Genomic DNA, 14,933 nt, shown 5'->3' with positions numbered 1-14,933 from the left:
GGTAAAATGAGAGGAATGCGGCTTGTGAAAGAGTTTATAGAATCCGAAGAAGATGAGCGGATATCCGACCAAATTAATAATTTCTTACTGACGAAAAACAGGCAGTTAATTGACGTGAAGTACTATGTGACACCCGAGACGGAGCATACGTACGGATATACGCAAGCTCTGCTGATTTACGAGGAGGATAACTAAATGACGTTTTTCAGCGGACTAATGCTCGGAGTAATAGTCGGATTCCTTATCGGATTTATGACCGTAGGAAAAATATACGATGATGCTATGCGAAATGTAGTCATCGGAATTTTAGAGGAAACGAACGAAAAGGAGGGCGAATGAATGACCGCTTGTTTATTACGAAATGTATCCGATAAGCTCTGCGAACCTTCTAATCCGCTATACATCGGCTTACAAGGTCACAACGGAAAAGGAGGTCGTGCAGCTAATATCGGATTGCCTGCGGACTATTCCGGCGTATTGCTTTCTGATTCTCCAGTTAGCGAAGCCCAGCCGAAGGTATACACCTCACTAGCGAGCTATGCGGAATCCTTTCGCAAACAGTTCGAGGATGTCCGTGAGAGCTTACGCTTAGAGGGACAATCGGAAAATGAGATTCGCATAAAGTCCGTTTATCTTTACTCGGAAGAACCCGGAACTGGAAAGACGACGACTGCCAGCGCATTGCTTAACGAATACTTAGTTACGCACTACATCGGAAGTTTAAAGCGAGGAGTTACGCCGAAACAGCGTCCATGCTACTTCTTGGACGTTAACGAGTTGCAGACGAAGTATACAGAGTTTAATCGTCCAAAGGTTCCGCAAGACCTCGCGGAGCGAGCAGCAGAAGCATATTACAGGGCGATTGAAAAGGCGAAATATACCGATTTCGTTGTCCTTGACGACATCGGCGTAAGGGAATCTACGGAAGGATGGCGAGGAGACTTGCATAGCGTTATCAATCATCGTGTTAGTAATCGACTGCCTACAGTTTATACTTCCAACGTATTGATTAGCGAATTGCCGGACGTATTCGGCGAGGAAAGGTTAGCGGATAGGGTTCGCGATATGTGCCAGGAGATTCACTTCGCTGGGGAATCGCGCCGAGGCAAACGTAAGTAGAGGAGGAAATGAGGATGAGTAGTAAACCGATTAACGAGTATGAATTCGGCAAGGTTGTTGGACTAAAGAGCGGAATCAAAGGAGTGGTAATTGCTCGAAGTGATAAGACTGGCGAATTTTTACTTGAATACGGGAAAGGCGGAAGAATTCAGAGTTTTACCGAAGACGAGGTAATCAATACAGAGGAGTGAATCAGGATGAAAATTAAAGCGGGAACGTGGAGCAAACTGACAGCTGACGAAAAGATGGACTTATTAATCGGATTTTCTAACTTAAAATAAAATGTTTTAAAAGTCTGCTTGAATAACTAGAGAGTTCTACTTATTATATAAAAAACGTATAGAGCAGACTAAATTAAAGGAGGAAGCGGAATGGAAAAAGTAATATTACCGAAGGAAGTTGCGGAAGCAATCGAGGAAGTTTGGAGCGAAATTCCAGGAAAGTTAGGTCCGGAAGATTCTAACAAGATTACTTGGCTTACAAATTGGCGAACCTTAGACGAAGAATTTCCGGAGTATGAGCCGACACTTATAGATTACTATATCGAAAATCCAGTCGATTACGTCTCCGCATTAGCTTACGGATATGATGTCGAGGAGACACCTCACGAAAAATTACGGGCACACTACGAAGCTTCGAGTGATAACGAATTTGATCAAGGATATGACGCAGGGGTCCGATTTACTTTAAACACGCTCGGAATTGAAATCGAAGGAATTAACGATTAAATAAACGAAAGGGAGACGATTAAATGCCGAATCAGACCGAAAGCCAAAACGCAAGTACAGTCGAAATAAGCTATCCGGAATTAAAGGAATTATTTACCGATATTTTAGCGAAGTTGTCGGAGGAAGATTTGCGGGACTTTCACGAGGAAGTTGGCGCAATGTTAGCGGTCGACAAAGTTACAATGTCAAGGGACGAAATTGTTGCGCTTGCAAAAGGCGATATAAGCCTCGTCGAAGAAATACTTTCTAAATCGGGAGAATACGTAGAATTCGTAGTTAACGCTGAAAAACGGACAGTGGTTGCGCTCGTTAAGTTTAATTCTACCGGATATGTCCGCTCGAGAGGAATCGCTAAATGTGACCCTAACGACTGCTTTAACGAATATATCGGAAAGGCTATTGCGCTTAGAAGAGCCTTTGGAAATCCCGTTATGTACGAATACTTGAACGCTCCACAGCCGGAAGGGAAGCAGATTGGCGATATAGTATCATACGAAGGAAAGTCATATAGGTTAATCGAAGTGTCATGGAGAGACGTTCATTTAGGTAATGCAGAGTTAGGTTCAATTATTTCGGATTGCGGGAAAATAATCGACGACTCTGCACGTTATAGATAATTGAAAATTCAGATTCCGAATTAAAATCTTGCGGAGTAGAAAATCGTGGTGTATAGTTATATCACCGTCAAGGAGGAACGCCAATGAAACGCCTTAAATCAGTAATTCTGGGCGCTGCAATCTCGGGAATATGTGCCTTTACGATCGGAGCAGCATATGCTTCACGTGAAAAGAAATCGGAAGATTCGGACTTTATATGGCTCGGTGAGACGGACTTATCTGACGAATTACTGCCGCTATTCGACGAAGGAGATTTCGTCTATATAACGAATTCATCGGACTATTGGGGCGGAGTTTATAATCCGATGGAACCGGTATTGTATGAAGTTAAAGCAAGCCGATTCGATCAAGATGACGAAACCTATCGGTATAAACTCCATACTACGATGCATGATGACGCATCTTTTTCCGATAAATGGGTAGCGGAAGAATGGCTCGATTACGCTACGAAGCCTCGACTAACTAAAGAGCTTCCTACGGTTACGTCCGATGTGGACGCATTTGAGAAAATTATCGTAAGGGATGTTGAACAGAAATTGACCGCTGAAATCGACTACTGGCTCGATACTTTACGGCATAGCACGGATTATCAGGAGCGCCTCCAAGCCGAGGAAAGGTTATCGGAATTAGCAGAGAATAGGCGAGAATTAACGCAAATAAGAAAGGAGGGGTAGCGCATGGCAAATCACGGCGAGCAATTACTATCACGTATATTAGACGACGGAGAAACACTCCTCGCTCGCCAGTACGATTTAAAAGAATCGGATTTCTCCACGGAGACAGAACGTAATGTGTATTCTTTTATCGAATCGTACGGACAGCGTTACGGAGGAAAAGCGCCGGATTATCGAACAGTTGTCGAAAAGTTTCCAGACTTTTATTACCGGGAAGGAGTCGTCGATGACTTCGGTTATCTGGCGAAAGAGGTCAAGTCGCAAGCTGCTAAACGCCAAGTAGTCGAGATGTTCGCAGGCACGCCGGACGCATCTGGCAAGCCGACTAAGCAAACTGTAGAACAGGTAATAAATGAAAAAGACGGAATTTCTGCGATAGAAACCTTGATTTCCGAGCTAGAACATATTAAAATAAGAACAAGCGTTCGAAGTAAAGTAGGAACGGACATAAAGAAGGATGCAGCGAAAATTAAAGAGGAGTATTTGCGGAGGAAAAGGGGAGAGTCCTTCCGGATATATAACAGCCTATTTGCGTTCATTAACAATGTAGTTGGCGGATATACCTCTTCGAATCTATACGTCCCTTACGGTAAGTCCGGGAGAGGGAAATCGGCTATTACGTTAGCAGAAGCGATTAATCTCGCTAGACAAGGCGCTAACGTTCTTATATGGGCGATGGAAATGGGATGGTACGAGTTGATGGTGCGGATATTTACGTATTACTCTCGGACGGTTGGCGACTTTGCTACCGCTGAAATAAACGGAGTTAATATGGACATCGGATTTGATTCCGCAGAATTACGCCGAGGAGAATTGTCAGAAGACTTCGAGGAAAAGTTTTTCGAGTTTATAACGAAGATTAACGAACTGTTACCTGGAAACATTATCGTAAGAGGCGTCGATGACGAGGACTTTGACGACAGAAGCTTAAAAGCGTTGGAGTCGGATATTATCGCAACGGAGGCGGATATAGTCGTCGTCGATCCCTTCTACTACCTCGACTATGAGCGCAACACTTCGAAGACTACCGGAGGAGACGCAGCCAATACCTCGAAAAAGCTCCGCAGACTTGCCGGTAAAACACAAACGGTTATCTTTGCAATAACCCAAGCCGATGAAGAGGACGAACAAAAGGAAGACGATGGCAGCCGAGAGCTAAAAATTCCGCAACGTAAAGACGTCAAGAAAACGAAGCAGCTCCTAGAAGACGCTTACTTATTAATCGGAGTAGATACCGATTACAAGCAAGGTCGAGGCTTAATCGGATTAAATAAAGGACGTGACGGAGGAGAAGGCGAAGAGGCTGAAATCATCTACCTTCCGCAATACGGAATTATCGAAGAGTTGTCGATACAGGATGCGGAGCTACTCGATGCAATCGAGGGGTTCTAGCGATAGTGTCTAGGAAGGAGAGCGATTATGCCTTACGTAAAAGTAGCGGGAATCGAATTAGACGTAAATGTAGCCGAGGAACTATCCGAGTTTGAATGGATACGACCACGCTGGACTTCGGATAAATTAATCGCAGCAAGCCCGTTTCGTTACGATAACACGCCTTCATTTTTCGTTAGCCTTGAGGGAGAATACGCCGGAAGCTGGAAAGACAGCGGAGCATATGACGCAGATTATGAGTCTGGTAATCTCGTAAAATTACTTTCGTTCTTGCGATCGGAAACCTACGAAGAAACAGTCGACTATCTTCTCGGAAAATACGGGCTGTTAGATTTAGCCGACCATTATCGTGTGCCGCTGCCGCAATTAAAGCGTGAGAGGAAACGTATCGTTCTGCCGGAAGAAGAGCTTACGCAATATAAGCAAAGACATACGTATCTTTCTTCCCGAGGAATTGACCCGAAAGTAGAGGCGTTCTTTAACACTCGCTTTGCCCCAACAAGTCAAGCGGTTGTCATACCGTGGCGTCACCCTAACGGACAGCTTGCGAATATAAAGTTTCGAAAAATTAGAGGAAAGGCGTTCTGGTACAAAAGAGGCGCTAATCCAATCCGAGAGCTAGTCTTCGGCTTAGATAAGGTCATAAAGCACGAATTGACAGACGTAGAGGTTTGCGAAGCAGAAATCGACGCTATGAGCTTATGGAGCGTAAAAAAACCGGCTATAGCGCTCGGAAGTGCGAGCATAAGCCGGAAACAGATAGACGCTATTAAGCGGACGCCTATCGAACGATTGGTAATTTCTACGGACGCAGATAAAGCAGGCGAAAAGGTAGCGGAGCAAATCCACCAAGCCTTTCCGGAGTTACAGATTTATCGCCGTGTCTTTCCTGAAGGAATAAAAGACGTTAACGAGGTTCTTACTACTCGTCCGACTTGTCTGGAGGAAGAACCTCGACCACTTCCTCGATGGGAACGTTTAGGAAACGGCATATTTTAGCAATTGTATCTAAGCTAACCGGTTCGTGATGATTGAGTTTACGTATAGCACTTGTACCATAAACACCGTAATCTTTTTGTAGTTGCGTTGTTGTTAGTCCTTTATCAATAAGCGTCTTATGTAAAGGTTTATAACTTATAGGTACGGTGTAGTCACGCTTCGGCTTTTTGAATGATTCAGTCATATAAAACAGCTCCTTTGCGTATATTTTAAATAACTGCGTAAAAGCAATTGAATGTATTGACTTTTCGTAGTTAAGCTCATATAATGTAATACGAGGCTGATGGATAAAGGTTTCAAATAAATAAAGTTTTTAAATAAAAAACGTTCCACTCACCTCGGTAAACTACTAAATAGTATTGTAAGTTAATAAAGGAGGATGCAAATTGCACGATTACAAAAAATTAAATAGTTACGTAGAGTCCTTACAATCTTGTGATGACGAACTACAGTACGACGAGTTATTCACCGATTTTTACCTGGAGTTAAGCGACATTTGGTCGAGTAAAGGAGTTATCGGCTCCCTGGCTTACAAATATCGCTTGGATGCAGATGAAGTACTTAGTATCGCAAACATTAAGATTTTAGACGTAATCAAGGCTTTTAATACGTCACAAGGACACTTTTACCATTATTTATCTGCAAGTATCGCCAATGCTTGCAAGCAAAGAGCGAAGGAGAACAACAAACACGCCAATGCTAACGTATCCTCGTTCGAAACTTCGATGGAAGACGATCCGTCTATCATTCCGTTTATACCGCACGCCAATGCGGAGGAAGAAGCCATCGAGTATTTACAGAAAGAAAGTGAGCAGTATCAACTACTCACTTCGTTATTAGAAAGGGCTGACGAAAAATGCCAGCAAGCAGTCGCAGCCCTTTCAAAATCAAATTCTTATCGAGCCATCGCCAAACAGCTCGGAATCAGTCATCCAGCAGCAAAACGGAGAGTTGAGAAAGTCGCCAAACAATTCAACACTACCGAGTACGGGTCTATTTATGATTATTTTACCGTACCGACCGTTAGTATTAAAACGGCTTAGTTTGCTATTGCCATTTCCTAAATGAAATGGGACCGATTCTACTCAATTATACGATTATTTTTTATGTCAGTCAACTAGTCAACTAGTAACCTGTATTTACAATACGATTACAAAATAAGGAGGAACCGAAAATGCTACGAAATGCAATCGAAATTATCCCGGCTACAACGCCTTTAACGATAGAACAAATCGACCTTATAAACGAACACCAAACGCCAGAACCTTCCGTTACTTACAACGGAGGCTGGCACGGATACGAAGACGAATACGACTTCATTCGCCCATCAGTGAGAGGAGTTGTTATCGCATGAATCAGCCAACAGCCCGCCAAGCAAAGCAATTTAACGGCATAATTACGCTAACCAGCCACGCCAAAGAACGCTTACGCCAACGCATCGGTATAGAGGATATTGACGCAGGCATAGCGTGGGTCCGAACGAACATTGAACGTTCTAAACGGAAGCAAAATAGAGGACACCAAACGCACTACTTTACGGATGCTTATGTCATCGTAATGGATGGCGACAAGGTGGTCACGGTTAAGCCATCCTTTGAAGCTAACGAACATTCTAAGCGTTTAGAATCGTTAATCGAAAAGGAAGCTCGGAAGTTTTTGCGCCTGAAAAAGGCGGAACTAAAGAAAATTAGCATTGCGGTATTAGAGACGCAGATTAACTTTCTTAAAGCTAAAAATCCGAATACTATTCGAAGTATTACGGAGAAGTTAACGAAACTAACCGATGAAAAGGCGAATTTAGAAACGGATATAGTCGCAATGAAAAGAGCGGCAGAAGGATTCGGCGTAGAGGTCTAAAGCTCTACGTGGTTAACTTTTAGCGGAGCTGTTAGTTCCGCCCTTGCCTACGGTATACGTGCTTGCCCAAGCAGCCTAAAAAAGCCCAAGCGCTTGTACGTGTATCGTCGGGAAGGAGCGCGCCTTCTAAAAAGCCAACGCATTCGCAAGCGTTGGCGAAAGAAATTCCCTTCCGTCCTTGTAGCGTTTCCTTCCGATCCACAGGCGGAAGCCGACGTAAGCAAGGGTTGACAACGCGAAGGGAAAGACACAAGGAACGTAAGCCTTCCGGAAACGCCATAGAGGGCGATAGCCCGGAGGCAGGACACGAGCTTGCTTAGAGAGCGGTGGGGTCGCACCCTTGCCGGAAGCAGTTCCGAATTAATTACGAAATTACAGGAGGAATGCGTTAAATGGCAGAAATTATCAGCGGTCAAGATGCATTAGACACGCTAGAATCAAGCGGCAATACTGGCGGAAATGATAAAGAGTTTTCCTCATTCAAAGGCGGTAGTAAGTACGTAGTTAAAGCGATTGGGACGAACGACCTGTTCGGATTTTATAACTACGGTATATACAGTAAAGGTGGCGGAGGAGTGCCTTCGTTTGTAGCGAAAAAACCTTCGAAGAAATCCGATAAAGGATTCCCACAAGAAGACTTAACAATCTGGGATAAGGCGTTCTTGCACCACTACGAAAATTCTAAAGAGTTCGGCGACAAAGAATCGAATGAAGCTTATAAATACAAGCCAAAACTTCGATTTGCACTTGGGTTCTTTGACTTAGACAGCGGAGAGAGAATCGTAATTGACGTTTCCAAGAACCAAGCGAACGCAATTCGCAAGCCTCTCCTTAAACAGGCGGAGAAAGGCAAGCTAGGGAAAGTAGCGTTCGAGCTTGAGAAAGAATCTGACGGTTCCGTATCGCTGACACCGATCGTTGACCTTGACGACTTGACTTCGAAGCAGCAAGAAAACTTCGATAAGGCTCCTGAAGAGTTTAAAATCGAGGATTTCCACGGAGTTAATTTCGAGGCTGACGAGGATGAAATGCTTCGACGATTAGTACAGTCAGGTTTTGACGTTACTAAAATCGGCTACGAAATCCCGAAGCCAAAAGAGGCGGACGGAGAAGGCGAAAAGGAATCGGCAGGAGAGCCGTTAGAAATTAGTTCGGATGATTTACCTTTCTAGGCGATTATAAGGACGAATTAGACACGGAAGGAGATACGATAATTTGGCGCACATATCAGAAACAACAGGAAAGTATTCACAGATAATCGCCAAAGCTGCGCTAATCGCTTCCGGCTGGGAAGTGGCGGAAACGGAGACTGACGAAAGTTACGACTTCGTTATCCGCGACCCGTTAAGCCGTGCATGGCTGACAGCTCAATGTAAAACGGTACGAAAACGAAGCGATAGAGAAGGGCAGCTCGTTGTTTACGCAAAGAACGGCAAAGGGGACGCATATTCCCCCGATGACATTGACTTTATAGTTGGTGTACTTTGCGAAAATGGAGAAACGCCCAGAGTATTCATGTTCCGCAATACCGGACTTAAAGAGTATTGGCGAACAGAGGCAGGCGCAAGCCGCGATTGGATTGAAATGTCCATCGCATTAGATCGGGATTTGCTCTTAGATGGAGCGGTAAGCGAGTCGGAAGAAGAACCTAAAATTATCGAGGAGGGCGTTTAATATATGGCGAAATTAGAAGGTGTAAAATCATTAAGAGTTGATAGCGGAGAGAATGCGAAGATTGAGTATGATGGAGCAATTTACGAAAAGGTTGCGGATGGCAGTACCGACCAAATTGGCGATATTGTCGCAGGCTATATCCCTATCGTTGCTGACGAGTTATCGTTTTTCGAAGTAATAGGAATTAACGATACTACCGAACATGAAGGAACTGGAATGTTCTACGACGAAGACGGCGATTACAACGGAATGCTTAGATACGATACCTTCCGCAAAGTAGACGCCCAGCCTTCCGGATTAAAGAAAGTCGACGGACCGGTCGTTGGTGGTAGCGTAGTATTCGCCGAAGACTTCCTCGATACAACTGCCGGGAAAGCGTATGAGATTATCTACGTATATGATGACAATGATTTCCGTTTTACAGACGATAAAGGAGATGGCCATGATAACAAATTACATTGGCATAGCCCGACTTTCTACGTAAAGGAAGAGGAGCCGAAACTTTCTCCGAAGCCTTTATTCGCAAAAGTTAACCGTCCGAATAACGAGCCTATCGTCGGAGATTTCATCGAGTTTGACTTGTCGGATTATAGAGAGACGTATTTTACGGAAGGAAAGTCGTACGAGGTAGTCTTGGATAGTGTGTTCGATTTGAGCGTGGTTGACGACGAGGGCGACAATCTTGACGTATTTAACCATATGCGCCCTATTAAAGCAATCTTCGTTAAATATACGAAACCCCAAGCGGAACAAAAGGCGAAGATAGGCGATAAGGTTCTGATTGTCGACGAAGACTTTATTCATTCCGGATATGGAAATGGCGACATTGTAACGGTTAAACACGTCGACTCTGATGGTGATATTCACGGAGTAGGTACAGGCTTCATTGCTGCGGAGGAATTTATCGTACTTACTGACGCACAATCAGGCGATTCAGAAGGCGAAAAAGAAACGGAAGAAGGGTACATCCCGCAAGAAGGCGACATCGTTGTTATTACCGGTAATACGAACGGTAGCCGGAATAAAATCGGAGACATCGGAAAGGTTGGCGAAATAGACATACACGACGCGAGAGTTTTTGTTGCAGGAAGACCTACTATGGCTAACTGGACGCTATTTGACGAAATGCGCCCGGCTACAGATGAAGAGAAAGCGAAATATCTTGGCGGAACAGAAGAAGTTGCGTCAGCTCAAAGCGAGGAAACTCCATCACCTTACGGAGAAATCAGCGTAGGAGATAAGGTTAAGGTCGTTGTAACGGACGGTGAAGAATCGGAGCATGGCTGGGGCAGAGTTAATAACGGAGATGTTGGCGTAGTTACTGATGCAGATTTTTTAGGGTCTATTAGAGTAGATTTCCCGAATCAAAAAAGTTGGTGCGCAGAAGAATCCGAGCTTATCAAGGTTGCGGATAACGGCGACTTGCTTCCAGGGACGTTCTTCCGAGTTAATCAAGGGTTTTTAGAAGGAACTATCGCTGAAATTACGGGACGCCGAAAGCATTGCGACGATTGCGGCGGATACGGAACAGCTTATGACCATACGAACGACTCTGGCTGGTTAGGTACGGAACAGTTCGACGTATTACCGAAAGAAGAGGTGAAAAAGCACGCTGATGTTTCTACGGAAGAAGACGTCGAAGCGGAAGAGTTGATTCCGTCGGATGACATTCCAATCGGAACTATCGTAAAAGTCGTACAAAAAGGTAACGGACATTATGGCGAGACTTTACGAGTTACTAAAAATGATGGTAGCGGACTTTTCCCTTACTACACAGAGGAGTTGGACGGTGGATTCGCTGATGTATACGACAAGGAGCATTTAGAGATTGTCGAAGAGCCTGCGCAAGAAGAAGAAAAAGTCGAGGAAGGCGCTATCGAAGTAGGAGACCTCGTTAAAGTTATCTCCTCTCCGAACGCACTTCCGGAAGGATCACACTTTATCGTTAAAGAGGTTAGTGATAAAGGGTACGTATACAGCACCTTCGAAGACGGTACGCGATCTTGGGGAGGATTCGTTTATATGCATCCGGATACGCAACTAGAACTTATCGCAAAGGCTGCGGATGTATATGCCTAACGGGTCTATGCGTAAAGAGGACGAAATAGTAAGCGGAGAGTACGGAACGCATCCGATGGATAAGTACGACCCACAAGCGCAGGAGCCGGAATTATCCGGCTTCCAATGCGCTCAATGTATGCGGGATATTCAAGTAGGCGAGGAAGTTTGGCGAGGAGATTTCGTAGACTTCGAAGTTTACCTTGATTCGGTCGGTTGCCTGGCGATGTTTACTTCGAAATATGAGGCGGATATTGACGAGTTTGAATTCACTACAATAGAAGGAACGGAGGCGGATTGCATGAGCAAGACTATTCCGGATTTGTAAAGGAGGGCGGAGCTATTGACGCTAGAAATAGGCGAGATAAAGCTAAAAGGCGGGGGCAGCTCCGCCAAAGCTTCCGTTAAGGCTCAAGTCAAGGACGCTGAAAAACGGAAACAATCCGCAACGGAAACGTTGGAGGAAGCCTGGGAGCGAATCCTGTCTTCTAAAGGCGTACAAAACAGCCCGACCAAACTGCGGAGGCTAACGGAAGTCAGAAGCGCCATGCTTGCCGGAGAGATTGGTCGCGAACCCGTTCCGGAAGGGAAAAAGCAAGGTAAGTTTTCCGCAGCAGAGGCGGAGCGATTATGGAAAGTAGTCAATGAGCGGAACAGGGAACGCAAGCTTCAAGAAATGGTCGATAATACCCCGGAGAATTACGAGTTAATTACGGATGTAATGCGATTTCATAAGCTTATCAAAGTTCTCGAATCAGAAACGATTGTTGCTATTGATACGGAGACGACAGGCGTCGATGTCTACACCGATGAAATGGTCGGCTTATCTATAACTCTACCTAACGCTGACTGGCATGTTTATATTCCGGTTGCTCACGAGGAAGGATCGCAATTAGGTCGAGATTACGTCATTAAAGGGTTACGTGATTTCCTTTACTCGGAATCTATCGGAAAGGTTCTCCATAACGCCATGTTTGATATAGCGATGTTTAGACGACATGGTTACGATCTAAAAGGCGTTGCATGGGATACTATGACCGCCATGCATATTCTTAACGAAAATGAACCTTCGTTTAAGTTGAAGGATTTAGCGCCGAGGTATTTAGGAGTAGAATCAGACACCTTCGACGAGTTATTCAAAGGAAAATTGTTCTCGGAGATTCCGTTAGATATAGCGTTAGTTTATGCAGCAAAAGATACGCATTTAACGTGGGATTTATACGAGTTCCAGCTTAGACACCTCGAAAAGATGCCGTCTATCCTCGAATACTACCGAGAGGTCGAAGTTCCGATACTTTACGTCATTGTAGACTTGGAGGCTAACGGATATATCCTCGACTTGGATTTCGCAGAAGAATACGGGAAGAAATTGCACGATAGAGCAGAGGAGTTACGTACGGAATTAATCGAAATTTTAACGCCTTATCATGAAGGAGAACTCGTTCTTAACCTCAATTCTCCAGCGCAGATGAAGCCTGCCTTATCCGCCTGTATTGGCGTGAATCTACCGAATATGGACGCTAAAAAGACGTTAAAACCTCTGCGAGATAAGTACCCGATTATCGACAAGTTGCTCGAATATAAGACCGTTACGAAGTTGTCCGGTACTTATATCGATACTCTTCCTACTAAACAGAATCCGACTACCAAGCGCTGGCACTCTCGGTTTAATCCGATGGGAACAGTTACGGGGCGATTTAGCTCTGGTAAGGACGAAGAAAACGAAACCGGACGGGAATTCAACGTACAGAATCAGCCTCCAGAAGCCCGCCCGATGTTCGTTGCGCCTAAAGGAAAAGTAATCGTAGGTGCGGATTTCAAGGCGCAGGAGATTCGATGTGTTGCTTACATGTCGCAAGAGCCTGTTCTTATCGAAGCATTTCGAACCGGACGCGATCCTTACGCAATGATGGCAGCGACTTTCTATAAGCGACCTTACGAAGAAGTCTACAAGAATGAGGATGGAAGTGACACGCCTGAACGTAAGAAAATGAAAGTGGTATGGCTCGCTACCTTATACGGAATGTCTGATTTTTCACTAGGCGATACGCTCGGAATTAGCCGGAAGGAAGCGACGGAATTTAAGGAAGAGATATTCGGAAGTATGCCGAAGTTAAACGCTTGGCTGAAAGAGAATGAGGACTTTGTTCGGAAATACGGATTTGTTTGGGCGGATAAAAAAGCTCGCAAGCGCCGACTTCCGGATGCGAAGTTAAGCAAAAAGCGCATCCCTTACGGAAAATGGAACGACCCAGCTTATAAGGGGTATCGACTTCACAACGCCAGCATTAATCGAGCAATGCGCCAAGCTACTAACGCCAGGGTACAAGGAAGCTCGTCTATTCAAACGAAAGTGACGATGGTTAAGGCGCATGAGTACTGCCAAACCCGAGAAGGATGGGCGCTTTGGGGAACGGTACATGACGAATTACTGTTCGAAATTCCCGAAGACTTTACGCCAGAAGACTTAAAAGCTATCGAAGATTTAATGCTTTACGCTTATCCGTGGGGCGATTCCGTTCCGAACGGTACAGATTTAGAGATAATGCGCAAATGGGGCGAAGGGGTTCCACCAGAAGCGTGGGACTTTGAACGAAATCAACCGAAGGAGGCTGTGTAGATGATCGATATATTTTTAGTAATATTTGGAGCGAGTGCTGCTATATGCCTGATTCTTATGGCTGCGTCTTTAATTACGGATTCCCCTCGAAGTAAGAAGTCACTAAAAGAACGTTTAGCAGAAGTTGAGGAGGAGAACGAGCAACTCAATCGAAAACTTCACGAAGGTGGAACCGAAGTGGTTGTTCAGTTTAAGACTGGAGCCTGCATTACTTATGAGGGAGTGCATTACTCCATAAAAGATACGGAATATGTCGTTCTAAAGGATTACGACGATAAGGCAATCGCAACTATTAGCCGAATGGAATTATCGCACATTAGCTCTATTAGCGCAATCAAGGAGGCGACAGAATGAAAATCGTTGAAACGCACGACATACACGAAAATGACGGATACGAAGATAGCGGAAAAGGCACGCTGACTATCAAGGCTTACAATAACGAGGGAGATAAAGTAGCATCCGCATGGGTAGCTGCGGGAGAACCGGAAGACGCTGTATTCTTCCGGGATTTAGCTGGAGCTTACGGAATCATCGACGTTGTCAAAGCCGCATATAAAGCGGGCAAGGATGGCGTAGACGTAGAGTTCGAATTCGTTGACGAGCAAGCTCCTTCTGTTATCGAAAGGTTACGCCGACTTTGCGGAGACGGCGATACGGACGATGAAAAATTCGAGGAAATTTACGAGGATTGCCTACATCTCTATACTCCTAGTGGATTTATCGCTAGTGTTGTCGACAGCTCTTTTGAGGAAGGCGGAAGATGGTCGAACTACGAAACAACTGTCTACGAGGTAATAGATGGAGAGGAAACGGCGTACTTCGAAGTAGAACGAGAAGTCCCAGCCACCGAGTCTCAAGAAGACATGGACTGCTCGTACTCCTTGCGAGAAGTTGTTCCGAAAGAGGTTACGCAGACAATTTACGTACAGAAGGGGAGCGAGGATTAATGCGAAAAGTAGGCGAAGAAAAGCAAGCGATAGATTTAGATCGGAAAATCAAGGTGGAATTGACGCTAGAAGAATTGGTCGTTATTACTTCCGCAATAGGCGCAACTAGCACTTCTGACCGTTCTGATATACGCATAAAACTTTATCCGCAGATAACTTCCGTTAAGGAGAATAGGGGAGGACTTCCTATCTTTAACGAATGTATGGCGATATTAGATAGCGAAGGAATCGATAGGAGGGACGATTAA

Annotated in this window: 21 protein-coding genes; 20 read left to right on the top strand and 1 reads right to left on the bottom strand. The window is 44.8% G+C overall.

Annotated features, from left to right (window positions below):
* The first annotated feature begins 6 nt into the window (after positions 1-6).
* From BN1068_RS15060 to BN1068_RS15030, 9 genes are all read left to right on the top strand, one after another.
* Positions 7-195 carry a sporulation protein Cse60 gene (locus tag BN1068_RS15060; RefSeq protein ID WP_077603666.1) on the top strand — a complete coding sequence of 63 codons (189 nt, stop codon included), beginning with the start codon at positions 7-9 and terminating at the stop codon, positions 193-195.
* Complete coding sequence (locus tag BN1068_RS23700; protein WP_175637161.1) at positions 196-339, top strand: hypothetical protein; 144 nt, start codon at positions 196-198, stop codon at positions 337-339.
* Positions 340-1,119 (top strand): ATP-binding protein, encoded by a 780-nt coding sequence (locus BN1068_RS15055; protein WP_077603665.1) that lies wholly within the window; start codon positions 340-342, stop codon positions 1,117-1,119.
* 14 nt (positions 1,120-1,133) lie between these two features.
* On the top strand, positions 1,134-1,310 hold the full coding sequence (locus BN1068_RS23695) for a hypothetical protein (RefSeq protein ID WP_175637160.1): 177 nt from the start codon (positions 1,134-1,136) through the stop codon (positions 1,308-1,310).
* A 180-nt stretch (positions 1,311-1,490) separates the two neighbouring features.
* On the top strand, positions 1,491-1,847 hold the full coding sequence (locus BN1068_RS15050) for a hypothetical protein (RefSeq protein ID WP_077603664.1): 357 nt from the start codon (positions 1,491-1,493) through the stop codon (positions 1,845-1,847).
* A 23-nt stretch (positions 1,848-1,870) separates the two neighbouring features.
* Entirely contained in the window at positions 1,871-2,464 is a 594-nt protein-coding gene (locus BN1068_RS15045) for a hypothetical protein (RefSeq protein WP_077603663.1), read from the top strand.
* Positions 2,465-2,547: 83 nt separating this feature from the next.
* Entirely contained in the window at positions 2,548-3,138 is a 591-nt protein-coding gene (locus tag BN1068_RS15040; RefSeq protein WP_077603662.1) for a hypothetical protein, read from the top strand.
* A 3-nt stretch (positions 3,139-3,141) separates the two neighbouring features.
* Positions 3,142-4,530, top strand: coding sequence for a DnaB-like helicase C-terminal domain-containing protein (locus tag BN1068_RS15035; RefSeq protein WP_077603661.1), 1,389 nt, complete (start codon positions 3,142-3,144; stop codon positions 4,528-4,530).
* Between the two features lie 27 nt (positions 4,531-4,557).
* Complete coding sequence (locus BN1068_RS15030; protein ID WP_077603660.1) at positions 4,558-5,529, top strand: toprim domain-containing protein; 972 nt, start codon at positions 4,558-4,560, stop codon at positions 5,527-5,529.
* Here the strand turns inward: BN1068_RS15030 and BN1068_RS24305 are convergent.
* Positions 5,453-5,713, bottom strand: a complete 261-nt coding sequence (locus BN1068_RS24305; RefSeq protein WP_077603659.1) for a helix-turn-helix domain-containing protein — start codon at positions 5,711-5,713, stop codon at positions 5,453-5,455. The two genes, BN1068_RS15030 and BN1068_RS24305, sit on opposite strands and share 77 nt — an antisense overlap.
* 202 nt (positions 5,714-5,915) lie before the next feature.
* Between BN1068_RS24305 and BN1068_RS15020 the strand changes: the two genes are divergently transcribed.
* The 11 genes from BN1068_RS15020 (at position 5,916) to BN1068_RS14970 (ending at position 14,933) form a co-directional block, all read left to right on the top strand.
* Positions 5,916-6,572 carry a sigma-70 family RNA polymerase sigma factor gene (locus BN1068_RS15020; protein WP_077603658.1) on the top strand — a complete coding sequence of 219 codons (657 nt, stop codon included), beginning with the start codon at positions 5,916-5,918 and terminating at the stop codon, positions 6,570-6,572.
* A 131-nt stretch (positions 6,573-6,703) separates the two neighbouring features.
* Positions 6,704-6,883 carry a hypothetical protein gene (locus BN1068_RS15015; protein ID WP_077603657.1) on the top strand — a complete coding sequence of 60 codons (180 nt, stop codon included), beginning with the start codon at positions 6,704-6,706 and terminating at the stop codon, positions 6,881-6,883.
* Positions 6,880-7,386, top strand: coding sequence for a hypothetical protein (locus BN1068_RS15010; protein ID WP_077603656.1), 507 nt, complete (start codon positions 6,880-6,882; stop codon positions 7,384-7,386). Before BN1068_RS15015 ends, BN1068_RS15010 begins: the two co-directional genes overlap by 4 nt.
* Before the next feature lie 392 nt (positions 7,387-7,778).
* Positions 7,779-8,558, top strand: a complete 780-nt coding sequence (locus BN1068_RS15005; protein ID WP_077603655.1) for a hypothetical protein — start codon at positions 7,779-7,781, stop codon at positions 8,556-8,558.
* 43 nt (positions 8,559-8,601) lie between these two features.
* On the top strand, positions 8,602-9,060 hold the full coding sequence (locus BN1068_RS15000) for a hypothetical protein (RefSeq protein WP_139344849.1): 459 nt from the start codon (positions 8,602-8,604) through the stop codon (positions 9,058-9,060).
* Positions 9,061-9,063: 3 nt separating this feature from the next.
* On the top strand, positions 9,064-11,139 hold the full coding sequence (locus tag BN1068_RS14995) for a hypothetical protein (protein ID WP_077603653.1): 2,076 nt from the start codon (positions 9,064-9,066) through the stop codon (positions 11,137-11,139).
* 55 nt (positions 11,140-11,194) lie between these two features.
* Complete coding sequence (locus BN1068_RS14990; protein WP_139344848.1) at positions 11,195-11,446, top strand: hypothetical protein; 252 nt, start codon at positions 11,195-11,197, stop codon at positions 11,444-11,446.
* Positions 11,447-11,461: 15 nt separating this feature from the next.
* Positions 11,462-13,738: a DNA polymerase gene (locus BN1068_RS14985; RefSeq protein WP_254846785.1), complete on the top strand. Its 2,277-nt coding sequence runs from the start codon at positions 11,462-11,464 to the stop codon at positions 13,736-13,738.
* Positions 13,739-14,092 carry a hypothetical protein gene (locus BN1068_RS14980; protein WP_077603651.1) on the top strand — a complete coding sequence of 118 codons (354 nt, stop codon included), beginning with the start codon at positions 13,739-13,741 and terminating at the stop codon, positions 14,090-14,092. It abuts the gene before it with no gap.
* A complete protein-coding gene (locus BN1068_RS14975; RefSeq protein WP_077603650.1) occupies positions 14,089-14,685 on the top strand; it encodes a hypothetical protein in 597 nt (198 codons plus the stop codon). Before BN1068_RS14980 ends, BN1068_RS14975 begins: the two co-directional genes overlap by 4 nt.
* Positions 14,685-14,933, top strand: a complete 249-nt coding sequence (locus BN1068_RS14970) for a hypothetical protein (protein ID WP_077603649.1) — start codon at positions 14,685-14,687, stop codon at positions 14,931-14,933. The genes BN1068_RS14975 and BN1068_RS14970 overlap by 1 nt, the downstream gene beginning before the upstream one ends.

The organism is Oceanobacillus sojae, from assembly GCF_900162665.1.
GTDB classification, from domain to species: domain Bacteria; phylum Bacillota; class Bacilli; order Bacillales; family Amphibacillaceae; genus Oceanobacillus; species Oceanobacillus sojae_A.
Note: the sequence above shows the minus strand (reverse complement) of the source record. Positions and strands in the feature narration are given on the sequence as shown.